Genomic DNA, 21,095 nt, shown 5'->3' with positions numbered 1-21,095 from the left:
TGAATTTCCAACCAAACGGTATAGAAAGAAGAACATATATTTCAATCATTGGCTTTATATCCTCCAATACAATCTGAATTATGCCTTTTGAAGAATAGTACCTTCTTGTTTTTTGAAGGATAGAGTTGCTGAATTAACGGCATTTTGAACAATAGGATTGGCATTATAGGCATGTATGTATTCTTTGATACCGGGATTATGCCGATTAGTGATCATACTCTTTTTCTTGAATTTTGAAATGACAGAATAAGTCTGCTTTTTTTCGTTAATCCAGATTGTATGCACAGTCTTATTTTTAAATACAAAGCGAACACGTCCCTGCCCTTTTTCAACTGTGAAATCAGGATGGGCAAAAGTGCCCAACTGATCGTATAACTGTTCATTTGTAACCAGTGCCGACATAGGATGATTTGCGAAGTTTAACTTCAATAATCTCACTCCGGCTATTCCGTTTATAATCATGTAGGCCAAAGCCCAACCAATAATAAAACCAATAAACAAACCAAATCCCAGACCTCCGATTATCATAAAAGAAATGCAAGATACAGGAATTAAGCCGTAGTACCATTTTTTATAGCCCTTCATAGGATTTTCTAAGACTATAGGTTCTTGGGCAAATGTATGCTTGCCTGAAGCACTGTTCATCATTATATTTCCTCCAATATGATTGATATGCTATTTTTCAATAACTAAAAGATTAACTGTCCTTTAAGTTCCTTTCTTGTTTTCAATAATCATATTTGTGTTGTCCATCAATACTTCCAGTAGACACTGCTTAATGGTTTCAGGGGTTATAGTTAAAGTTGAAGGATGGCAACTGCTTCTCACACCTCCCTTTGGATCATACAAAGTCAATAGGTCAATTAAGGTGATCTCCAGAGCAGCCGAGATTTGTTCTAGTATTTTGATCGTAGGGTTCTTTTCTCCACGTTCAATCTGCCCAATGTAAGATGTGTTTACCCCTGCACTTAGTGCAAGCTGCTCCTGACTGAAACCATTTTTCAATCGCAAAATCCTGATATTTTCCCCAATAGATTCGATGCTGTTCATTTCCCTTCACCCCTAATCAAACGATAGAATTTTTTGGTAGGAGGCTCAACAGGATATAGTACGGATTTCAATGCTTATAGTAGGGAATTGATACGGAGTGTGGTTAAACCGTGGATAAAAGCACTTAAGAGAGGTCTTTACATCTGATTATTTGAAGGACATGTCAATAAAAGCTGTTTAGCGAACTTTAGAAATGCCCATGTTCTTTCAAACTGTAGAAGCGATTGCCGCCGATAATTACATGATCAAGGACTTCTATTCCTATGATTTCCCCAGCAGCTATGAGTCGTTTTGTTAAATTAATGTCCTCAATGGATGGCTCCGGGTCTCCGCTCGGGTGGTTGTGAGCGCATATGAGCGAGGCACTACAGCGTCTTATGGCTGCATGGAATACTTCTCTAGGATGGACGATAGCGGCGTTCAGAGAGCCTATGGAGATGACTTCTTTGAAGATGAGGCTGTTCTTAGTGTTGAGGAAGAGGCAGATGAAGTGTTCTTTTTGCTCATGACAAAGTTCTGCTTCGAGGAGTTTAAAAACATCTTGGGGTGTGCGAATAATACAGTTTTTTTGATCTTGGATGGTGATAGATTTAGCTAATTGGATCAGTGCGTATATTTGTAGTGCTTACTTTTTACCAATACCTTTTATAGATGTTAATTGTTGCTCAGATGCATTTATAAGTTCTGCTCTAGTTGGAAAAATATCTAGTAAATTACCAATTTCATCGTTATCATGCTTATCTCTTAATATTTGAGCCAATAACTTAATGATATCTTCTTTTTGCTCACTACACATTCTAGCATTCCCTCTCCTTAGGTTAATAATATATTAAATAGTTAATGCAAAGTTATAATATAGATTTAAAATCCATGAATATACTCTTGGGAAAGATACGATTGTAAATTTTTTCTTGTCGATCTTTCTGTTTATTAGTATTATTGAACTAGTTTTTATCAAAGGAACGTAGAAAAAGGAGCTGGATTCTCTATGGATATAACTATGTTGATTATCAGTATCGCATCAATGATTGCAACAATCATATCGACAATATTTGCGATCAAAGCTAAAAATGAAGCGAGACTAATATTAACTCAAATCAAAAATACCGAGATCAATTCTGATCTTCAAAAACACGACATAAAAAATAGTGGAAAAATTGATGTTGAAAATAGTGGAAAAAATAATGGTGTAATGGCTGGTATTGTCACAGGAGGAATTGATAAGCGTGATAGATAAAAAACGCAATTTCACAATTACCAATACAGGAGAAAACAACGGACTTATGACAGGGGATGTGTATGGTGGTATTACATACATACAACCAGAGAATACCGTCAGTACTTTTTCTTTAATTCCATCCTTAATTGAAAAGTTAGCCGAACTAGCAAATGTTGATGATGAAGACATGGAACGGTCTTACAAATTGAATCCGATTGACTTGATGAGTTATACCATTGAAGAAAAGATAAAATACAATGATGTCATAAAGTATAAAGAGTTAATTAGGGAATATAGCTTATATGGAAGTATTTGTGAGCAAGCATTTAATATAATTGACAATAACAATGTAGGGATAAAAAGTAAGGTTTTAAGAAGCGTTTCTGTTCTTTACAGAGAATGCAAAGGTGGGATTTTACTTGAAAATAGAGCGAGTACACAACCTGAAATGGACATTGTCAGATTAAATGCGGATAGAATTTTAGATTTTGTCAAGAGGGACTTAGAAAGTCGAATTACTAGAAATGATAATTTATTTGTTGAAGAAATTGATGAAGCACTAATGAGAATAATTTGTTATGCTTTTGTGGAATGTAAGATATTGGAGAAACCGCAGGTGGTTTGAAAATGATAATAAATATAGATAGAGAACCGAAATATTCACTGTATTACATTGGTGGAATAATTTTAGATTTATTAAAAAAACATGACTCCTTATCTATTGACGAGCTTTATGAAAAGACTAAATCTATCATAGATAGTAATCTGTATATTGATTTTATTTATTATTCATTAGATTGGTTATATATGCTTTCTCTAATAAATATTGAGCAAGATAAGGTGAAAATATGCTAATTCATAGGCTAATCGTAAGAAAAACGAAACCCGAAATTGAGATTATTAGGGATATTTCCTTCAATCATAAAGGGTTAAGTCTTATTGTTGATAACACAAGTGATTCAGCAAAAGACAGCGGTAATAACGTCGGTAAAACCACAGTTGTTAAAATAATTGACTTATGCCTTGGAGCTAAATCGGTTAGAAGTTTATATTTTGATGTAGACACAAAAAGTGAGAATCATGAAATAAGAGAATTCCTAATGGAGCATAAAGTTGAAGCTGAGTTAATTCTAGTTGATCCGAATAAAAAAAAGAAAAGCAGTATTGTTAGACAATTATTTAATAGAGGAAAAAGAATCATTGATTCCATTGAATTCACCCAAGAAGAATTCTGGGGAAAACTGAAGCTTTTATTGTTTGATTTAGATGAGCACAACCCCACTTTAAGACAGTTGATCCCTAAGTTCGTTAGAGTTGATAATATAACCTCTGAAAATATGATTAAATATCTTGGAAATACAACATCTAACGATACATATGATTCAATCTATCTGTTCCTCTTTAGAATAATAAAAAATGATTTACTCAGTAAAAAAGACACTCTTTCAGCAAATCTAAAAGAAGTAGAAACAAAAATTAGACTTTTACAACATGACGAGAATATCAGTTCGCTCGATATTTTAGAGCAACGAAAACAACTTATAGATAGCGATTTAGTAGAACTTTCAACAAAAAGAAAAAACCTTGATTATATGGAGACCTATAAGGAGGAATTGAAAAATAAAAGAAATATTATTAATTCAATTAATGAAGTAGAAGCTGAAATGCAGATGTTACAATTTGAAATAAAACAAATAACTGTAAATATAGAAAAATTAGAGAATGAAAAAAGCAATATAAATCATAGTCAAATAAGTTATATTTATAATGAAGCCAAAGCCTATATTGGCACAGTTAATAAAACATTTGAAGACTTACTCCTTTTTCATAATAAGATGATTCAAAATAGAATAGATTTTGTAAAGGATCAATTAACAATCAAAGAAAAGCGCTATACTGAACTGGAATACGGAAGAGATACACTGTTAGAACAGAATAAAAACTTAACAATTGATTTACTTGATGAAGGACTACTTGAAGAGTTGAATTCTATAAACCAAAAAATAGAAGCACTTGTCCTAGAAAAAGGTGCTATAAACCAAACTATAAAAATATTAACAAGTGCTGAAACCTTAAAAGATAATTTGACTAATGATATCAAACAAATTAGCCAACAGATGGATTCAAATAATATCAATGATATTATAGGTAAGTTTAACGTATATTTTTCGGATTACTGTGAAAAATTGTATGGTGAAAAATATTTATTTGTATACAATAGCAAATGGAAGGAACAGAATAAATTCCCTGTTTCGCTGGATTTATTTAAGGGGAATGTAGGAACCGGAATGAAAAAGGGCATAATTGTAGCCTTTGATTTAGCTTATATAAAGTTTGCAGAAGAAATGAGCATTGTTTCTCCAAGATTTGTAATACATGATAAGTTAGAGAATACCCATATCAATCAATTGAGAACAATATTTGAATTATCTAGAGATATCAATGGCCAGTATATTGTTCCTATTCTTAGAGAAAGGGTCGACAAAATCGAATCCGCTCTAATTGAAGAGTGTAAAGTACTAGAGCTTAGTAAGGATGAAAAGTTCTTTAAAGTATAGTGTTTAAACTGGTTCAAAGATCTACATGCTTAATTTAGAGAAAAACCCTTAATACTTAAGGGTTTTTCGTTTGTTTAGGGTAAGTTGAAGTATGGAAAGACGAGTGAAATCAAGGTTTTTAAAAAATGTTTTCTTGAATGTTTTTTTGGTGAAAACTGCTTTTATATCAGGCTTTATTGCTTGAAAAAACAAGCTTTTACAGATGAGAAAAGCCGATCTTAGAGGGTCGGTCTTCTTTGTTTTGGTATAGTTGTTCTAATTTAAAATAAATTAAATTATCGCTGAAATAAATAATTTTTTAATCCCGTTACTCAAATTACATACAACAAGCATATCAGCCATTCCTCGCTCGACAAATACACTGTTAACTTTTTTATTGTAGAATTTGCTCTGAATAATATTTATTAAGCAAATCTTCATCTAGATCGTTAATTTCATTTCCCATATAAACTGTTTTATTTGTTTTAGCATGTCTACAAATGTCAAATAAATCAAGTTTCATAACCCGCTTTGAATAAAATGACTTTAATATTTCTATTTGAGGAGGTGATTTAAGAAAATCAATTATTTTATTTACCGTTATACTGCCATGATATACATCGAATTTTTGAGTGAAGTGCTGTTTAAAAGCTCCTTCATTAATCAACATCAATGAAGGAGGAGTCCTACTTAAAAACATATTAAATGAAGACTCATCAATTATGTATACTCCATTAACCTCTAGTGGTCTACCTATCATAGAAGTTGTTATTAAAATGCGATGATAATTTTCAATTTGAAAATCATTATCTAAAGTTAATTGCTCTTTAATAAGAGTAGGATTGTTACTGAAAAAGTCAGCTATTCTATTAATTTGCGCTGTCTCTTTATAGAGTTTAAATAAATGATTAGCATGTTGTCTTGTAGTGTATGGCTGAACATGGGCTTTACATTCGACAAAAAATATATCATTCTCCATAACAAAAGCCACATCACATTCATATTCAGTATCGTTTACTCTTTTGTACAAAGGTGAATATTTTATTTTATTTATTTTAAATCCAGCTTTCAATCTATCTTCAAACCCTTTTCCCTTAAAACTCAGTTTACTATTTCTGGTTAAAAAGTTTGAAGAAAGTGCTCTTGCCGGGTCAGCATATATCATTAGCGAAGGTATTAGTACAAACTGATCATCCACTTTAATTAACGGGCAATCCAAGATATCTTGCGATTTGTTATTAAATGTAAATATATTAAAAATACTTTCAAATTCTATGTTTGAAAAACCATTTTTTAAATATAATTCTTTCCACATTTTCTTTGTTTTACTAATGCAATAATTTTTAATTCTATATCCATTTCTTCTAGCATGTGTAGCAAGAAATCTTTTGCATTCATTAATGAGTAATTGATATGCCTTAATCCATTTTGAAAGTTTAATATTTTCCACCTTTTCTTCCAAGGTTGGTGTACCGAAATACAACGTAGAGAATAGATACGTTAACTTTTCTAGCTGATCAGACAATTCATAATCTGATTCCTTATTCAATACTTTTCCCACAGCACTCATTTGCCAACCTTCACGCAAGTTAACAAACCTTTCATTTGAAATGATATTATTCAACTCAAATTCATTGTCTGAAATCTCAAATGTTATTTTGTTGTGAATTTCACCTAGAATATTTACTTCAGAATACTTCCAGTACTCAATCATATCGTTTATTTCGTTCCAGTATGTACTAAAGAATATATGTTTACTTGATATATCAAGATATTGAGCTTCAATAAATTTATTACTTCCGCAAAATTCATAGTTATTGAACATAAAGAACTTTAAAATCATTCCTGTAGACTCGATTGCAGAATCCCTCAACGCAACTTTTAAATTGAAATTTTTACTTGTATCTGTATTCCCACTTAGGCCATATAGATATCTTTCAAGAGAAAGCAAATAAGAAACCACTTGATATTTATCTACTTCTTTCCCTAGTTTATCAAAATATGCTGAACGCATTTGATTAAATTTAGCAATAATATCTTCAATAATTTCTGATTCAGTAATTAAGTTATTTACTTTTCTTTTTTCATCATCTTTAATCAATGGCAAAAGCGTATCAATTATTTTATTAAATATCTCTTTGTTTTTTGTATCTTCATAAAAACTAACAGCGATACCTGATGCCTTTATAATTGATATTACCTTGTCAATTCCTTGAGATTCTAAAATACTTAATAAATATGCCAGTATGTTATCAAAGCCTTTTTTTATTTCGTTTTCAAATTTATAAAAATTATAATTGTCTGGATCTAAAAGATTCATTTTTACCACTCCTATAATAAAAATTTATTGGAGAATATCAAATAAAGATTGATTATTATCACCCTGAAAATAATATCATGCAAATATTTAATTTATACAATAAGAGATTGAATTAAATTATACAGACCCTTAGGTATTCTTACTATGATCAACTACCTTTATCTGATCTAAAAAAGGAAAATGCCGGAAAACGTCGAATTTAGTTCTTAAGTTTATGTAGAATAAAACGTTTTTCATAGTGGGATGCCTTGCTGAATATCTTGATTTTAGAGCTAATAGAAAAAGCAGTATTAAAATAAGAAACCAAGTTATAAAGGTGAAGAATAAAGAGAAATCGGGGTGTTATCTTGAGTAAAATTATTATTAAGAGGCTTTATATTAACCCGCAACTTACAATAAATTTCAATGAGGGACAAAACTATATTATCGGATTAAATGGTTCAGGTAAAACAACTTTGTTCAACTTGATTCAATATTTATTAGGTCTGAAAGGTAACTTTACGAGATTAATAAATTACTGGTCATTCGATTCCCCTTATCTGGAATGCAAGTTTAAAGATAAGAGTGTGCGTATTTCGAGAAAATTACCTTCTAATATGATTTTTTTTGAAGGGGATATACATAGGCAAGCCAAAGCAAACTCAATTGAGTTAAATCAAATATATACTGAATTAATGAATATAAAATTTGTTTCACCATTTAATGAGCTTGCTACGCTTGATATATTGGGACATTCTTTTTATGCTGAACTGGACATTAAAGGGAATAGCAAAGAGAAGCAGGACACATACCATAAGATTGTTGGCTATAATTCAGAATACCTAGACTCAATAGAAAAGGATATTAAAACAATTGAAAATGAAGTAGCATTTGATAACCATGGATTGAAATTGGTTGAGAAATACAAAAACGGCGTAGAGAATTCCATAGCAAAAATCATCGAAGATAATACATTAAACAAGTTGAATGACATAATAGGTTTTGAATATAAAAAAATCAAAGAAAAAATAATAGAAAATTATAATTTAATGGAAAGAGCACGTACTATATTAATACAAGAAAAGGAATTTAGCGAAGAGTTTATCAATGAACAATTATCAATTATTGATGCTTTTTTTTATCATACTATAAATCATTTAACCAAACGGAACGAGAATTTCTATAATTTTAAAGACGTCATGAAGCAAAGGAATTTTAATGTCTTTTCATATGGGCAGAAGAATATCATTCTTTTCGTTTTACGGTTAACTTTTTGTAGAGATTTGAAAGATTTAAAATATAATAATGGTGCGGGAATATTAGTAACAGATGATTTACTTTCTGTAAACGATGCTGATTCTTCTACAGGAGTTACTGAAAAAATTACTGAAGTTGTGAATGAAGGTGCGCTCCAATATATCAGTTTCAGCCGTTATAATAGCTATATTCCCAAGGAGCATGTGGTTTTTGAGATGCCTGGCATACAAGGAGGAGGTATCTTTGAAAGATAAAAGTAAACTTTCTGTGATAGTTGCTATTATAAGTTCTTTCATATCTTTATTAGTATTATTATTTGGTAATAATATATACGATAGATTAAATAATAACTCTACGTTAATAATTGAAACTAGTAAGACCAACCAATTTTTACCTGACAAGCTACTCGAAATAATGAATGATAATACTCTCAAGAATAATAACAGGCCATCTGCTGATTCATTAAGAGTCATAAAAATTAAAAATAAAGGAATTTCTTCGAAAAATTTAAGAATCCAGTTAGATTTAGATGGTTCAATATTCGATTATAAAATAGAAAGTACTGAATCAATTAAAGACAGCAGCATTAGTTCTAACTCAACAGTAATTGTTAATATGGATAGGTTATCTCAAAATGCTTCTATAGAATTAATAATATGGTTTCATGAAGACTATAAAAACTTCTATGCCTCTTATTCCGATGATATTTCGAGTAATATAATTCCATATAACGAGAATAAAAATACAACTAAAAAGTCAATTGTTATCATAATTTTAGTTGTAATACTTATTGAGTCTGTATTATTTATAATAAATTCACTTAGACGAATGAATATAGCTAAAAAAGAACGAGAAAAGACTGAACTTCTAGACTATGTTTTAACTGGAATCAATAATAGCTTTTCAGAAGAAGATACAACAATTAGTGAATCTGAAAGTAAATCACCTGGTCCATCAGAGAAAGACCACGCTTTGGAAAGATTAAGTAAATTAATAGAGAAGAAAAGCTAATCTTATTGGATTGGTAGATTAAGATGGAGTCTTTCCAGAATACATAATAGGGTACCTCGGGGTTACGATGCCATTAAGAAAAAAATGCTCAATGATACTAACCGTTGAGAAGCGGGTTCATCTTGACCGCAAATAATTATTCAGACACTTCTTTTCGAGCCATTCCAGCATAGAAAATGTTGCTTGAATGAAGCCAGCATTCACAGGTACAAAGGTGGCATCAGCGCATGCGAGGTCGCCAAGTTTATTGGTCTGCCGGAATCCCTTGTCCAGACTGTATCTACAGTCGATGATTCTGATACTTAGAACAAGCTCAAAACACCAATTTTAAAATTCAGGATCTAATTGATGTGATTCAAACAAGGATAAAAAAAGAGCAGAAGCATTTAGCTCCTGCTCAATTATTTGCTAACATTTTTGCTAACACTGCTGCATATCCAAATCCCTGAAAGTAGAGAGTATGGAACACAAAAAAGCACCCTTAACCCGCGTGGTTAAAGGATTTATGTGCGATCTTTCCGTGGTGTAGATAAGAAGCTAAAGGGCCGTTTCAAGACTTAAAATCCTGCGGTAGGTGACTACCGTACCAGTTCGATCCCGGTCCTCGGCATTCTAAGTAAGATCAAGGGTTTCGGCTTAAAGCCCTTGAATAAAAGCTTCCGTCAAAAGCTAAAGGTTTTGTGTATCTAGGAATCATATTTCAAACACAGGACCACGACGATACACTCCTTTTCGGTGCTTGTCTAACCACAAGTACTGGAGAGGAGTTTTTATTATGGCTAGAATTAAACAAATCATGACCGGCGACAGACGGCCCCTCTCCCCCGCATTTCTCCGCCTTCACAAGGCTCGCCTGCTTTTTCCGATAGTAGTAGATCTGTTTGCTTACACCGACGATCCGTAAAATACGGTTTGCGGCATGCCCCCAGCTTAATCCATTTGTCGGCTATTTCCATTTGTCCGGCAAACTGGATTCTGCTTTTTAGGAGGTCACGCAATACAGCGATTAATACACCATGAAATTGACAATCGAATATCATTACAGTAAACTGTAAACAATACACTAAACTGTAATGATAACAGTGAAATGTAACTGGAGGTGTGTCATGAATAGTTATACCGCCAAACAGATAGCGGATATTCTTCAACAAGACGACCCACGCATGAATTTGCGAACGGTAAGGTATTACACACAAATTGGTATGATACCGCCCCTTGAATTAGTCGGTAATAAAAGGGTGTACACGGATAATCACATTCACTACTTTCGGGCTATTATCACCTTATCAAGGACTGGCGAAACGTTAGCGTCCATTCAGGAAACGTTAAAGAAACTTTCATTGGAGGACATTGAAAAAATCAGTCAGCAAATGGCACTGTTTGAACCGAGCCGAATTATTGAAAACGAAACGCTAAAAATAACTGATGATGTCATCATAACGATAAGCCCCCGAATTTCTGCTGAATTAAAACAAAGAGTTATTGATTCGGTATCTCAAGCTTTAAGGGGTGAGAAACAATGAAGCTTGAAGTTAAACTAGCCAAGTCAATGATGGAGAACAAAGAAGGAATGAATCACTTATGGATACAAATCTTTCGAGATGAAGCAACTGCTTCCGAAAAAATGGAAATACACATACAGCTTCCGGATGGGATTTATCGCTCATGCAATCTCAATGGCTATGCAGAGAATGAACGTAAACAAATTGTGCTTGATTCTAAGGACAAGGATGTTCTGATTGAAATTTTCACCCAAGAAGCAATTGCATGTGGTGAAATGACAATTAGTGTGACTCTGTTTTCATGCGAAAACACAATAACTCAAGAAATACCAATTCAGTTGGTAAGTGAAGATGAAATGGATTTGGTCGAAATTGACGAACAAGTTGTCGAGCGTATTAAAAAATTAGTTAATACCCCATCAACTAATGAAGATGCAGATATCGTTTTCATCCAATCAAAGATTTTGGAAGCAAGGAGCAATGAGTTTTCTTACTTAGAAAAGAAATACCGTGTTGATTACTGAAAATGAAGGAAACGTAACTAGAAAGGATGGGTGGGGATTGTGGATGATGATCGAGTTGAATATACTGTAGAATATCAAGACACTAATGGTATTTTATATTTTGAAAATGTGAAAGCATCTAACTTGTCCGAAGCAAAAGTGCAGATTCGCCAAAGACTCCCTGACGTGTTCATTAGAGCGGTTACGATTGTTCCGAATCAGAATGAGGATGAACAATAATTTGCGAAAGACCGTGCATTTATTGGCGGTCTTTGTCTTTAGAAGGAATAATTCGTTTTTATTTTCGAACAAGAGGGGATGATTATTAGGATGAAACGAGTTCTTTTATATATTACGTTTTTATCGTTATTATCCGTTTCTTTACATACTGTATCCGTAGCGGAGATCAAACCCCAGCCTCGACTTTCCGAAGGATCTACTTCAGCTGCCGTACAACCAATGCACCCGTTTCCAGAGCATGTACAGTATAAGAGGGGTGTCATAAAACCAAATGATGTTTCTCAAAAACAGTTGGATGACGATGTGCGTAAAAAGTATGATGAATGGAAAAATAGCTATCTGAAAATGCACCCCAAAAAATCGAATCAATATTACGTTTTTTACAACCTAGAAGGAGCTGCTTCACCTGCTAATGCTGTATCTTGCTCAGAAGGTCATGGTTATGGCATGCTAATCACTGCATTGATGGCAGGTTACGATCCTCGTGCAAAAGAATACTTTGATGGCCTGTACCGATTTTACAAAGCGCATCCAAGTGTTAGCGATCCGGCTTTAATGGCTTGGCAGCAGATTAAAACGAAGGCTGGAAATATCGTTAATACCCCCCAAAGTGAAAGCGATGACGGAAATCGTTCTGCTACAGATGGAGATATGGATATAGCGTACGGACTGCTGCTAGCTAATGAACAGTGGGGGAGCGATGGAGAAATTGACTACTGGAGCGAAGCAAAAGCCGTGATTGATGCGATCATGAAGAAAGATGTAAATCATCAGAAATTTAACTTGAAATTTGGTGATTGGGTAAATGATAATGACACTGATTACGGACTTGCAACCCGTCCCTCTGATTTTATGATGAGCCACCTTAAAGTTTTTGAGGAAATTACAGGTGATAAAAATTGGGGAAAAGTGATCAATAATACATACAAAATTATCAACTCTATTTCAAGAAAATATAGCCCAACTACCGGTTTACTTCCGGATTTTGTCGTATGGAATCGTAGTGCTTATGCACCAGCACCTGCTAATTTTCTAGAAACAGATAGGGACGGATACTTCAGTTGGAACGCAGCACGTGTCCCATGGAGAGTTCCCATTGATTATTTGCTAACAGGAGATACACGGGCACTGGGCCAGGTAAGAAAAATGAATGCGTGGATACAACAAAAAACAAGTGGCAATCCGAAGAAGATTATAGCAGGGTATAAACTAAACGGAGAGTCGTTGAACGATACCGATTCCGCTATAGCTTTCTCTGCACCTTTTGCAGTTAGTGCTATGGTAGACCCAAGTAACCAAAAATGGCTGAATGCACTATGGAAAAGTACTGTGAGTTCTCCTACATCTAATAATACTTACTACGGTAACAGCATCAGATTGCTTTGCATGATCACGATCTCTGGGAACTGGTGGGATCCCACAGTCATTTAAAGCTAAAAGGATGTAGAAGAAATTACAGGATATTGGAAATGATCGCATGGCTCCGTTTTCAAGCGGGTGTCTGTGCGATTTTTTTGTGTCTAAAACATTCAGGCATTCGCTCATGATTAGCTAAAGTTACTGTAAGGTTCGGTAGCTGGATTTGTTTTGGCTCGATCTTTTTCCACGACAATCTGCCGCATTTGAAAAAGGCAATCAGTTTGCGAGCAAGCTAGTCCTTCCCGGTTAATATCTCAACCATGATTCCTGCTCCAAGCCGGAAGCCGTATGTAAAAGAAGCGGCCAGTTCCATTCCATGTGTCTGAGCGTATAAGTCCAACAAAGCCTCAAGCTCCTCAAACTCCTCCTCGGAATGCTGCTTTTTCCAAGCCTCCATCGCCTCGGATGTCTTTCGGCTGATCTGCCGATAATTCGGGTCGCTGGAGATCACTTTTTCATCGGGGCACAGATTGCCATGATACAATTCCTCCAAAAGGCTTCTCATTCCATCCCCATCCTTTCTGTAAAAATCTGTGAATTGAGTACCGCGGTCGGTATATCCAACTCTCCGCTTTCATAACGGGAATAGGTAGCTTGCGTAATGCGAAGTATATTTGCCAGCTCTTGCTGGGTCAAATCTTTGTCTTCCCGTAAATCCCGAATATTTTTATACATATTCATCACCCAAAACCTATCTTAGTTTATACGAAACTCGCATGTTGATTTTTATGCATTTTTCGCATAGTTAACATTTAACCAGGACACTCTTTTCACTTCAATAGTATGGAACTTCATCAAGATTGCTCCGAGAGGCCAAGCTCTCCTGGCTCATTTTCTGTTTTTGCGAGTGTCCTTAATTCCATTATCCCGTTGGCTACGAAGAAAAATCCACATAGTATACTCTACAAAACGAAATTTATTTTTGGTATGACCTAAGCATAAAGGCTTCAGAGTTGGTGAAACTCGTTGAAAATGAGATTGAAAAAGAATGAGCGACCATTGTAATTATTTCGGAATGACTGTGCGAAAACGCATGGTCATTTTATGTTTGAGTAAGTGTTGATAAAAAAACGCTGGATACCACCCGAGCGTAAGAGAGAAATGAAAGGCAACTTGAACAGTTGCCTAGGCAGATACGTTGTTGACAGTCTACCGCTTCTTTTGGAGCGGTTTTTCTTTTGCTGTTAACTCTCCCAATTTCACCCCATTAAGTATTATCTTGTAAGCGATTTCTATGTACTGTACCTTAGCTTTCATACCAACCTTCTGCTGAGTTCACTGCGATTGGTAAGGAAAACAGTCAAATTATAGGGAATTTTATCCAAAAAGTTCTCAGTTTGTTCATTGATCTTTGTTTCCCTGCCCCTTTATAATCTGGGTGGATTTGCCATAGAAAGAAAGTGATTCCATGGATAGGAGACTCCCAATCGACGAAAAGGAGAGATTTGATGAGAATCAACAGGAGAGATTTTCTCAAGTGGTCGGTGGCAGCTGTGGCAGCGCTGAAATTGGAGATGGATATGGACAAGCTGAACACGGTTATGGCGGCGGACACGGACCCTCCGGTCATTTGGCTGCTGGGATCGGGCTGTTCGGGCTGCAGCATATCCACACTGAACGTGACGAACCCGACCACCATCGAAGATGTGCTTCAGAACAAAATCAGTATGAAGTATGACAGCACGCTCATGGCGGCATCAGGTGAAAGTGCGATGCAGGCGCTTGAGAATGCGGCGAACCAGTATAACGGACAATTCATTCTCGTGATCGAGGGCGCTATTCCCGGGGGAGCCTCCAAGAACTACTGTATTATTGGCGAGCAGAACGGGGTGCCGCTCACTATGTATGATGCTGTGCTCAAATATGGGCCGAAGGCGAAATATGTCGTGGCGGCAGGCACCTGTGCCTCCTTTGGCGGTGTGGCGGCCGCAGCCCCCAACAGCACAGGATGTGTATCTGTGAAGTCGCTGCTGGGAAGCCAAACCGCGAACCCGGTCGTCAATTTGGCAGGATGTCCCGTGAATGCGACGGTAATGGTACAGACGCTGCTTGATTTAATCTTGACTGGTGTACCTTCTCTCGACAATAATAGCCGCCCGAGTAAATATTTCGGAACAACCATACATAGTGTGTGTCCGAGAAAAGGGCAAACCCAGGTCACCCAGCCCGGAATTTACGGCTGCTATAAGAATGTCGGCTGTAAAGGCCCCGGAAACCAATCGCCATGTCCTTCACTGAAGTGGAACAACCAACAAGGCTGGTGCATCCAATCCGATTATCCGTGCATCGGCTGCACAGCTCCTGCATTCCCGCTAAATCCACTCATTACCGTTTCAAGCGGCAGCTAAGAAAGGGTGAATGATCACCTGGCCTCCTTTAAAGTGGTTCCATGGATAGGAGACTCCCAATCGACGAAAAGGAGAGAATTTGATGAGAATCAACAGGAGAGATTTTCTCAAGTGGTCGGTGGCAGCTGTGGCAGCGCTGAAATTGGAGATGGATATGGACAAGCTGAACACGGTTATGGCAGCGGAAACGGACCCGCCGGTCATTTGGCTGCTGGGATCAGGTTGTTCGGGCTGTAGCATATCCACACTGAATGTGACGAACCCGACCACCATCGAAGATGTGCTTCAGAACAAAATCAGTATGAAGTATGACAGCACGCTCATGGCCGCCTCAGGTGAAAGTGCGATGCAGGCACTTGAAAATGCGGCGAACCAGTATAACGGACAATTCATTCTCGTGATCGAGGGCGCTATTCCGGGAGGAGCTTCTAAAAACAACTGTATTATCGGCGAGCAGAACGGGGTGCCGCTTACCATGTATGATGCGGTGCTCAAATATGGGCCGAAAGCGAAATATGTCGTGGCGGCAGGCACCTGCGCCTCCTTTGGCGGTGTGGCGGCTGCAGCCCCCAACAGCACAGGGTGCGTTACCGTTAAGTCGCTGCTGAGCGGCAAAACCGCGAACCCGGTCGTCAATTTGGCGGGATGTCCCGTGAATGCGACGGTAATGGTGCAGACGCTGCTTGATTTAATCTTGACTGGTGTACCTTCTCTCGACAGTTACAGCCGCCCGACTAAATATTTCAACAGAACCGTACACAGTGTTTGTCCAAGAAGAGAAACAGAAGAAGTATCCCAGCCCGGAAAATACGGCTGCTATGAGGAAATCGGCTGCAAAGGCCCTGGGAACCTATCGCCATGTCCTTCGCTCAAGTGGAACAACAAACAAGGCTGGTGCATCCAATCGAATTATCCGTGCATCGGCTGTACATCTCCCGCATTCCCGTTAAATCCTGTCATTTCCGTCTCAAGCGGCGACTAAGAAAGGGTGAATGATAATGAGTACAATTAAACTGGATCCAGTAACTCGTCTGGAAGGACATTTGAAGGTCGAAGTCACGCTGGACGCAAATAATGCGGTTGCTTCCGCCACCGTCGCCGGGATGCTGTTCCGGGATTTTGAGAACATGCTGCTGAATCGGCCTCCAAGGGATGCTGCTTTCCTGACTCAGCGGATTTGCGGTGTATGCCCTGTCCCTCAAGCCGTTGCTTCCTCAAAGGCGGTTGAAAAAATTAAGGGCTTTAAACCTAATCTCCAGGGGCTGATGCTCCGGAATCTGATTCAAGGGGCAAATTTCCTGGACAGCGGGATCACGCATTTTTACCATTTATCGTTACTAGACTATATTCAAGGTCCGCAGATGAGCCCATGGACGGGAGGCTACACGCAGGATCTAAGGTTCAATGCCACCGATACCCAAACGCTGACAAATCACTATCTTTCGGCGCTGCAAATCCGCAGAAAGGCCAATGAAATGGCGGCCATCTTCAGCGGTAAGCTTCCCCATGCCGCGAATATTGTTCCGGGCGGTGTAACGGCGTTGCCATCGGCAACTGAAATCACCAACTTCAGAAACTATTTGAACGATATACAGTCCTTCATTTCTAGTACTTATCAATCGGATGTCAACATGCTGGCTTCGGCCTATAGCGATTACTACAACGTGGGCACAGGGTACGGAAACCTGCTTACCTTCGGCGTATTTGACACGAATACTTCCGGAAGCTTGTTATTCCCAGCCGGCACTGTCATCAATGGAACCGTCGGCGCATTCAGCGAAGCGAACATTAAGGAATACAATAAATATTCCTATTACTCCTCTCCGAGCGGACAAGCCCCGGCAAGCGGCACGACAACAGCGAGCTACGGAAAGAGCGGAGCTTACACCTGGTTGAAATCTCCCCGGTACAACGACACGCCTTTCGAAGCGGGACCGCTGGCCAGAGTGTGGGTAAGCGGCGACTACCGCAATGGCGTATCCGTTATGGACCGGCATATGGCGCGCTACGTAGAAATGTCGAAACTCGTAAGCAATATGCAAACTTGGCTGGATCAATTGACACCAGGGGCCAGCGGCTTTACGAATATCGGCGATCCGGTATCGGGCAGCGCCTCCGGATTAACGGAAGCTCCCCGGGGCGCGATTGGCCATTGGTTATCGGTATCCAGCTCCAAAATTTCCAAATACCAAATCATTACCCCAACCTGCTGGAACGCCTCTCCTATGGACGACGCCGGCAACCCGGGCCCTGTTGAAAAAGCACTGATTGGTACCCAGGTGGCAGACCCGGCGCAGCCTGTGGAACTGCTCCGCATTGTGCATTCCTTTGATCCGTGTACCGGTTGTTCCGTGCATGTCATGTCCCCAGACGGCGTGGAAATGTCCAAATTTGTCGTGCAGCCTCTTGGCAAATAACGATGAAGGACACCGCGGTCATTGGAATCGGCAACATACTCCTGAAGGATGACGGCATCGGCGTCCATACGATCCGCGAGTTGGAGAAAGAAGACCTCCCGTCCACTGTTGAACTGGTGGATGGGGGGACTTCCACCCTTGCCATGCTGAGCTATTTTCTGGAGTGCCGGAAAATTATCGTTATCGATTCGTTGAAGGCCGGCTTGGAGCCTGGGACGATTTACCGGATCAGGCCAGAGGATCTTGCGAGCTACGAGAAGGGGAATTTATCCATTCACGATGTTCAAATTTTAGATGTGGTCCGAATGGCCCGTATGCTTGGCTCCGCCCCGGACGTCATCATATTCGGCATTGAACCGCAGGAGATCGGTTTTGAACTCGAAATGTCGGAACTCATGAGGAGCAAGATTCCCGACATCATCGGGCTTCTCAAGCAAGAATTGGGCTTCGCAAGTCAGGAGGAAACGAACTTTGCATGAAGCGGCCATTGTAGAAAGCGCCTTGGAATTAATCCTCGCGAAAGCCGAAGAGCACCATTTGACAAAAATCAAACGCATTACAGCCAAGGTGGGAGAACTGTCGGGAGCACTTCCGGAAGCCATGCAATTCGTTTTTCAAAACGCATCGCAAGGTACGATTGCGGAAGGGTCGGATTTTATCATCGAACAGGTGGAAGCAACAGCCTCATGCGGGAGCTGTGACATTACGTTTCCCATCCGTTATTATCATCCCGTATGCCCTTCGTGCGGCGGGCTGAACAATCAGGTCCTTACAGGTTATGAGCTATATATCGATACGATGGAGGGTGATTAAATGAGCAGTATTAAAGTCGTTACCAACATCTTGAAAGTGAATGACGAGCTAACGCAGCAGAACAAGAAGCTGATGAACGAGAAGGGCCTGTATGTCATCAATTTGATGAGCTCGCCGGGATCGGGCAAAACTTCCATTCTGGAGAAAGTGATCGCCAAGCTAAAGGATGAAGTGAAAATTGCGGTGATTGAGGGTGACCTCTATACGACAAAGGATGCCGAAAGAATCGAGGCTCATGGCGTACAGGTCGTGCAAATCAACACCGAGGGCGGGTGTCACCTGGACGGGCAAATGATCCGGAACGCTTTAAGCCATTTGAACTTGGAAGAGACGAACCTGCTGATTATCGAGAATGTCGGCAACCTGATTTGTCCCGCGTCCTTCGAGCTGGGGGAGGATCTGATCATTACCGTGTTAAGTACGACGGAAGGAAACGACAAGCCGCAGAAATATCCGCGCATGTTCGAAAAGTCCGGCATTGTCATTTTGAATAAAGTTGATTTGGTGCCCTATACGAACTTTGACAAGGATGAATTCCACAAGGATATACAGGAAATCAATCCTAAGGCGAAGGTTATTGAAACTTCCTGCATGACCGGCCAGGGAATTGATGAGCTTTGCGCCTGGTTGAAGGAAACGATCTCGATCTCGAATCCAGTATAAAAAAAGGAGTGTTATCTATGCCTCATATTGGTTTTGGCGAACTTATTGTTATTTTGGTCATCGCGTTAATTGTGTTCGGTCCCGGCAAGCTTCCCTCCGTGGGCGGAGCTATCGGTAAAGCCTTCTCCGAATTTCGGAAAGCGGGCAGGGAGTTAACCGGCGAGACTGCCGCTTCCACCACCGCTAACGAGCCTGTTCCGGTTCAAGCAGCCTCTGTTCCGGTTCAAGCCGTCGTTACTCAAGAAACCAATGAAGTTAAGTCGTAATCGTCTCATCGGTGAATATTGATGTGGGAGAGCGAAAATATCGTTAAGGCCGTTCGCTGGCTGGGCAAATTCCGCGCCCGCATCATTGCCGGTGTGCTGGTTGTCATTGTCTCGGCGACGGCCGTATATGCGGTGTCGGACCCGCTTTTGAAGCTTTTGTGCCGGCCGCTTCAGAATCAGCCGCTGTTCTTTATGACTCCGGTGGACGGAGTAATGACGAAGCTGAAGGTGGCGATGTTCGGAGGAATTGTCGCTTCTTTTCCCGTGCTGGCCTGCCTGCTCGTGTCCATGTTCGCCCCCCTGCTGGGACGCGGCATTCGTCTCAAAATTTATTTTTTAGCCATTCCGTTCGCTGTCGTTCTGTTTGCGGGGGGAATCGCATTTGCCTATGAGTTTATTTTGCCGAACACCGTCGACTTTCTGATCAAGAGCGGACAAGGAGTTCTGAGGCCGTTGATTTCCGGGAGTGCTTATGTGTCGTTTATGGCATTCTTTTTGATTTCGGTGGCCCTGGTTTTTGAACTGCCGATCGTGATGGTTGCGCTGTCGAGAATTGGCCTGATTCATTCCAAGATGCTGATGAGAAAACGGAAATTTGCGATACTGGGAATTGCGATCCTACTGGCGATTTTGTCTCCAACCCCCGATGCGTTCTCGCTGCTGGCGGAATCGATACCGGTGGCGGCACTGTACGAAATCAGCATTTGGACGATTTACCTTCTGGAGCGAAAGGGCATGCCAAGGATGAAGCGTGTGACTACCCATGATTAATCAAAACCGTTTGCAGCAAGATACGGATCAACCGGTGTTGGAGCATTTGGCCGAGCTGCGCAGAAGATTGATTGTGATAGTGGCTTCCGTCATCGTTCTGACTGCCGTCATTTATACGAAAGCGTTCCTGATTGTGGAGATTCTAAAAAGATCCGTTGGGAACGAGGGGCTGGATCTGGCGTTTTTTTCGTTAACCGGAGCTTTTGTCCTGAGGGTCAAGCTGTCTTTTATTGCGTCCCTTGTCGCGCTGTCCCCGCTCATTGGTTACCAGCTGCTTGCTTTTATCGGTCCCGGCCTGACCGTCAAGGAACGAAAAGTGCTGCTTTCGGCGGTGGTTTATATGGTTCCCTGTTTCGTTTTGGGCGTCATTCTCAGTTATGCGGTGGTCGTTCCTTCTGTTTTGCGCGTACTTCTCACATACGGAAACTCTTATATGAAGGCGGCCTTGTCGGGCGAGGAATACATCAGCTTCATTGCGATGCTGTGCGTCGTTTTCGGTCTTGTATTCACTCTTCCTTTTCCGCTTATCGCGCTTGGGAAGCTGGGGCTCCTGCGTTCCTCCTGGATGAAAAAAGCGAGGTTCACCATTGTGTTCTCCGTATTGGTCGGGGAAGGTTTGCTCGCGGCTGATATCACCTCGGTTGTCCTGCTGGCCGTTCCTTTGATTCTTATTTACGAAATTAGCCTGAGAGTCGTCATACGGATGGAGAAACGCAGGGAGGCGGCGTCACAGTAACATCTATATAAGATGGACTTGAAAAATGACATAAGAGTAAGAGA

At 39.4% G+C, this 21,095-nt stretch carries 26 protein-coding genes and 1 pseudogene; 20 read left to right on the top strand and 7 right to left on the bottom strand.

The genetic code is table 11. The features are described 5' to 3' along the window. Positions 1–78 precede the first annotated feature (78 nt). The 4 genes from KP014_RS23695 to KP014_RS29270 form a co-directional block, all read right to left on the bottom strand. A complete protein-coding gene (locus tag KP014_RS23695) occupies positions 79–648 on the bottom strand; it encodes a hypothetical protein (RefSeq protein ID WP_036598458.1) in 570 nt (189 codons plus the stop codon). A 60-nt stretch (positions 649–708) separates the two neighbouring features. Next, the gene (locus KP014_RS23690; RefSeq protein ID WP_036598457.1) at positions 709–1,050 is read right to left on the bottom strand and encodes a helix-turn-helix domain-containing protein; all 342 of its coding nucleotides are present in this window, start codon (positions 1,048–1,050) and stop codon (positions 709–711) included. Positions 1,051–1,237: 187 nt separating this feature from the next. Continuing rightward, on the bottom strand, positions 1,238–1,630 hold the full coding sequence (gene radC, locus KP014_RS29275; RefSeq protein ID WP_343223135.1) for a RadC family protein: 393 nt from the start codon (positions 1,628–1,630) through the stop codon (positions 1,238–1,240). A 45-nt stretch (positions 1,631–1,675) separates the two neighbouring features. Beyond that, entirely contained in the window at positions 1,676–1,846 is a 171-nt protein-coding gene (locus KP014_RS29270) for a hypothetical protein (protein WP_343223019.1), read from the bottom strand. Positions 1,847–2,038: 192 nt separating this feature from the next. Between KP014_RS29270 and KP014_RS23680 the strand changes: the two genes are divergently transcribed. From KP014_RS23680 to KP014_RS23670, 4 genes are read left to right on the top strand one after another with little or no spacing between them, the layout of a single operon-like run. Next, positions 2,039–2,287: a hypothetical protein gene (locus KP014_RS23680; protein ID WP_036598455.1), complete on the top strand. Its 249-nt coding sequence runs from the start codon at positions 2,039–2,041 to the stop codon at positions 2,285–2,287. Further along, positions 2,277–2,894 carry a hypothetical protein gene (locus tag KP014_RS23675; protein WP_036598454.1) on the top strand — a complete coding sequence of 206 codons (618 nt, stop codon included), beginning with the start codon at positions 2,277–2,279 and terminating at the stop codon, positions 2,892–2,894. The genes KP014_RS23680 and KP014_RS23675 overlap by 11 nt, the downstream gene beginning before the upstream one ends. Before the next feature lie 2 nt (positions 2,895–2,896). Next, entirely contained in the window at positions 2,897–3,124 is a 228-nt protein-coding gene (locus KP014_RS29435) for an ABC-three component system middle component 6 (RefSeq protein WP_036598453.1), read from the top strand. Continuing rightward, complete coding sequence (locus KP014_RS23670; RefSeq protein WP_036598452.1) at positions 3,118–4,827, top strand: DUF2326 domain-containing protein; 1,710 nt, start codon at positions 3,118–3,120, stop codon at positions 4,825–4,827. Before KP014_RS29435 ends, KP014_RS23670 begins: the two co-directional genes overlap by 7 nt. A 373-nt stretch (positions 4,828–5,200) precedes the next feature. Here KP014_RS23670 and KP014_RS23665 read toward each other — a convergent pair whose 3' ends face one another. After that, the gene (locus KP014_RS23665; RefSeq protein ID WP_036598451.1) at positions 5,201–7,126 is read right to left on the bottom strand and encodes a hypothetical protein; all 1,926 of its coding nucleotides are present in this window, start codon (positions 7,124–7,126) and stop codon (positions 5,201–5,203) included. Positions 7,127–7,473: 347 nt separating this feature from the next. Here KP014_RS23665 and KP014_RS23660 point away from each other — a divergent pair, with 347 nt between their 5' ends. The 7 genes from KP014_RS23660 to KP014_RS23635 all read left to right on the top strand — a co-directional run bounded on the left by KP014_RS23660 (position 7,474) and on the right by KP014_RS23635 (position 13,049). Then, a complete protein-coding gene (locus tag KP014_RS23660) occupies positions 7,474–8,616 on the top strand; it encodes an ATP-binding protein (RefSeq protein WP_036598450.1) in 1,143 nt (380 codons plus the stop codon). After that, the gene (locus KP014_RS23655) at positions 8,606–9,373 is read left to right on the top strand and encodes a hypothetical protein (RefSeq protein WP_036598448.1); all 768 of its coding nucleotides are present in this window, start codon (positions 8,606–8,608) and stop codon (positions 9,371–9,373) included. The genes KP014_RS23660 and KP014_RS23655 overlap by 11 nt, the downstream gene beginning before the upstream one ends. A 775-nt stretch (positions 9,374–10,148) precedes the next feature. Then, positions 10,149–10,277, top strand: coding sequence for a hypothetical protein (locus KP014_RS29165; RefSeq protein ID WP_281426426.1), 129 nt, complete (start codon positions 10,149–10,151; stop codon positions 10,275–10,277). A gap of 202 nt (positions 10,278–10,479) precedes the next feature. After that, positions 10,480–10,896 carry a MerR family transcriptional regulator gene (locus KP014_RS23650; RefSeq protein ID WP_036598446.1) on the top strand — a complete coding sequence of 139 codons (417 nt, stop codon included), beginning with the start codon at positions 10,480–10,482 and terminating at the stop codon, positions 10,894–10,896. Then, positions 10,893–11,399, top strand: coding sequence for a hypothetical protein (locus KP014_RS23645; RefSeq protein WP_036598444.1), 507 nt, complete (start codon positions 10,893–10,895; stop codon positions 11,397–11,399). Before KP014_RS23650 ends, KP014_RS23645 begins: the two co-directional genes overlap by 4 nt. 39 nt (positions 11,400–11,438) lie before the next feature. Next, positions 11,439–11,618 (top strand): hypothetical protein, encoded by a 180-nt coding sequence (locus tag KP014_RS23640; protein ID WP_036598442.1) that lies wholly within the window; start codon positions 11,439–11,441, stop codon positions 11,616–11,618. Positions 11,619–11,708: 90 nt separating this feature from the next. Continuing rightward, a complete protein-coding gene (locus tag KP014_RS23635) occupies positions 11,709–13,049 on the top strand; it encodes a family 8 glycosyl hydrolase (RefSeq protein WP_036598440.1) in 1,341 nt (446 codons plus the stop codon). Positions 13,050–13,269: 220 nt separating this feature from the next. Here the strand turns inward: KP014_RS23635 and KP014_RS23630 are convergent, their stop codons facing one another. After that, a complete protein-coding gene (locus KP014_RS23630) occupies positions 13,270–13,542 on the bottom strand; it encodes a DUF6809 family protein (protein ID WP_036598438.1) in 273 nt (90 codons plus the stop codon). A gap of 35 nt (positions 13,543–13,577) precedes the next feature. Continuing rightward, a pseudogene (locus KP014_RS23625) lies at positions 13,578–13,712 on the bottom strand (helix-turn-helix domain-containing protein); the annotation flags it as partial. A gap of 773 nt (positions 13,713–14,485) precedes the next feature. Here KP014_RS23625 and KP014_RS23620 point away from each other — a divergent pair. The 9 genes from KP014_RS23620 (at position 14,486) to tatC (KP014_RS23580) (ending at position 21,051) form a co-directional block, all read left to right on the top strand. Beyond that, positions 14,486–15,385, top strand: a complete 900-nt coding sequence (locus KP014_RS23620) for a hydrogenase small subunit (protein WP_090834330.1) — start codon at positions 14,486–14,488, stop codon at positions 15,383–15,385. Between the two features lie 82 nt (positions 15,386–15,467). After that, positions 15,468–16,367 (top strand): hydrogenase small subunit, encoded by a 900-nt coding sequence (locus KP014_RS23615; protein ID WP_090834329.1) that lies wholly within the window; start codon positions 15,468–15,470, stop codon positions 16,365–16,367. Between the two features lie 16 nt (positions 16,368–16,383). After that, positions 16,384–17,802 (top strand): nickel-dependent hydrogenase large subunit, encoded by a 1,419-nt coding sequence (locus KP014_RS23610; RefSeq protein WP_036599567.1) that lies wholly within the window; start codon positions 16,384–16,386, stop codon positions 17,800–17,802. 2 nt (positions 17,803–17,804) lie between these two features. Beyond that, positions 17,805–18,281 carry a HyaD/HybD family hydrogenase maturation endopeptidase gene (locus tag KP014_RS23605; protein ID WP_036599566.1) on the top strand — a complete coding sequence of 159 codons (477 nt, stop codon included), beginning with the start codon at positions 17,805–17,807 and terminating at the stop codon, positions 18,279–18,281. Next, entirely contained in the window at positions 18,274–18,615 is a 342-nt protein-coding gene (locus KP014_RS23600; RefSeq protein WP_036599565.1) for a hydrogenase maturation nickel metallochaperone HypA/HybF, read from the top strand. The genes KP014_RS23605 and KP014_RS23600 overlap by 8 nt, the downstream gene beginning before the upstream one ends. Continuing rightward, positions 18,616–19,278 carry a hydrogenase nickel incorporation protein HypB gene (hypB, locus tag KP014_RS23595; RefSeq protein WP_036599564.1) on the top strand — a complete coding sequence of 221 codons (663 nt, stop codon included), beginning with the start codon at positions 18,616–18,618 and terminating at the stop codon, positions 19,276–19,278. It abuts the gene before it with no gap. A 17-nt stretch (positions 19,279–19,295) separates the two neighbouring features. After that, entirely contained in the window at positions 19,296–19,544 is a 249-nt protein-coding gene (locus KP014_RS23590) for a Sec-independent protein translocase subunit TatA/TatB (protein WP_036599562.1), read from the top strand. A 21-nt stretch (positions 19,545–19,565) separates the two neighbouring features. Then, a complete protein-coding gene (gene tatC / locus KP014_RS23585) occupies positions 19,566–20,315 on the top strand; it encodes a twin-arginine translocase subunit TatC (RefSeq protein ID WP_036599561.1) in 750 nt (249 codons plus the stop codon). Then, positions 20,308–21,051: a twin-arginine translocase subunit TatC gene (gene tatC / locus KP014_RS23580; protein WP_036599558.1), complete on the top strand. Its 744-nt coding sequence runs from the start codon at positions 20,308–20,310 to the stop codon at positions 21,049–21,051. Before tatC (KP014_RS23585) ends, tatC (KP014_RS23580) begins: the two co-directional genes overlap by 8 nt. Positions 21,052–21,095: the final 44 nt, after the last annotated feature.

It is taken from the genome of Paenibacillus sophorae (genome assembly GCF_018966525.1).
Taxonomy (GTDB): Bacteria; Bacillota; Bacilli; order Paenibacillales; family Paenibacillaceae; genus Paenibacillus_AQ; species Paenibacillus_AQ sophorae.
The sequence above is the reverse complement of the archived record's forward strand: the minus strand, read 5'-3'. Positions and strand labels throughout refer to the sequence as shown.

What these genes read in the sequence shown, in the direction of transcription:
- KP014_RS23690 (WP_036598457.1), bottom strand. Translation starts at nt 1,050, where the DNA reads ATGAACAGCATCGAATCTATTGGGGAAAATATCAGGATTTTGCGATTG.
- KP014_RS23645 (WP_036598444.1), top strand. Translation starts at nt 10,893, where the DNA reads ATGAAGCTTGAAGTTAAACTAGCCAAGTCAATGATGGAGAACAAAGAA.
- KP014_RS23610 (WP_036599567.1), top strand. Translation starts at nt 16,384, where the DNA reads ATGAGTACAATTAAACTGGATCCAGTAACTCGTCTGGAAGGACATTTG.
- KP014_RS23650 (WP_036598446.1), top strand. Translation starts at nt 10,480, where the DNA reads ATGAATAGTTATACCGCCAAACAGATAGCGGATATTCTTCAACAAGAC.
- hypB (WP_036599564.1), top strand. Translation starts at nt 18,616, where the DNA reads ATGAGCAGTATTAAAGTCGTTACCAACATCTTGAAAGTGAATGACGAG.
- KP014_RS23605 (WP_036599566.1), top strand. Translation starts at nt 17,805, where the DNA reads ATGAAGGACACCGCGGTCATTGGAATCGGCAACATACTCCTGAAGGAT.
- KP014_RS23670 (WP_036598452.1), top strand. Translation starts at nt 3,118, where the DNA reads ATGCTAATTCATAGGCTAATCGTAAGAAAAACGAAACCCGAAATTGAG.
- KP014_RS23680 (WP_036598455.1), top strand. Translation starts at nt 2,039, where the DNA reads ATGGATATAACTATGTTGATTATCAGTATCGCATCAATGATTGCAACA.
- KP014_RS29270 (WP_343223019.1), bottom strand. Translation starts at nt 1,846, where the DNA reads ATGTGTAGTGAGCAAAAAGAAGATATCATTAAGTTATTGGCTCAAATA.
- KP014_RS23665 (WP_036598451.1), bottom strand. Translation starts at nt 7,126, where the DNA reads ATGAATCTTTTAGATCCAGACAATTATAATTTTTATAAATTTGAAAAC.
- KP014_RS23620 (WP_090834330.1), top strand. Translation starts at nt 14,486, where the DNA reads ATGAGAATCAACAGGAGAGATTTTCTCAAGTGGTCGGTGGCAGCTGTG.
- KP014_RS23630 (WP_036598438.1), bottom strand. Translation starts at nt 13,542, where the DNA reads ATGAGAAGCCTTTTGGAGGAATTGTATCATGGCAATCTGTGCCCCGAT.
- tatC (WP_036599558.1), top strand. Translation starts at nt 20,308, where the DNA reads ATGATTAATCAAAACCGTTTGCAGCAAGATACGGATCAACCGGTGTTG.
- KP014_RS29435 (WP_036598453.1), top strand. Translation starts at nt 2,897, where the DNA reads ATGATAATAAATATAGATAGAGAACCGAAATATTCACTGTATTACATT.
- tatC (WP_036599561.1), top strand. Translation starts at nt 19,566, where the DNA reads ATGTGGGAGAGCGAAAATATCGTTAAGGCCGTTCGCTGGCTGGGCAAA.
- KP014_RS23615 (WP_090834329.1), top strand. Translation starts at nt 15,468, where the DNA reads ATGAGAATCAACAGGAGAGATTTTCTCAAGTGGTCGGTGGCAGCTGTG.
- KP014_RS23695 (WP_036598458.1), bottom strand. Translation starts at nt 648, where the DNA reads ATGATGAACAGTGCTTCAGGCAAGCATACATTTGCCCAAGAACCTATA.
- KP014_RS29165 (WP_281426426.1), top strand. Translation starts at nt 10,149, where the DNA reads ATGGCTAGAATTAAACAAATCATGACCGGCGACAGACGGCCCCTCTCC.
- KP014_RS23635 (WP_036598440.1), top strand. Translation starts at nt 11,709, where the DNA reads ATGAAACGAGTTCTTTTATATATTACGTTTTTATCGTTATTATCCGTT.
- KP014_RS23590 (WP_036599562.1), top strand. Translation starts at nt 19,296, where the DNA reads ATGCCTCATATTGGTTTTGGCGAACTTATTGTTATTTTGGTCATCGCG.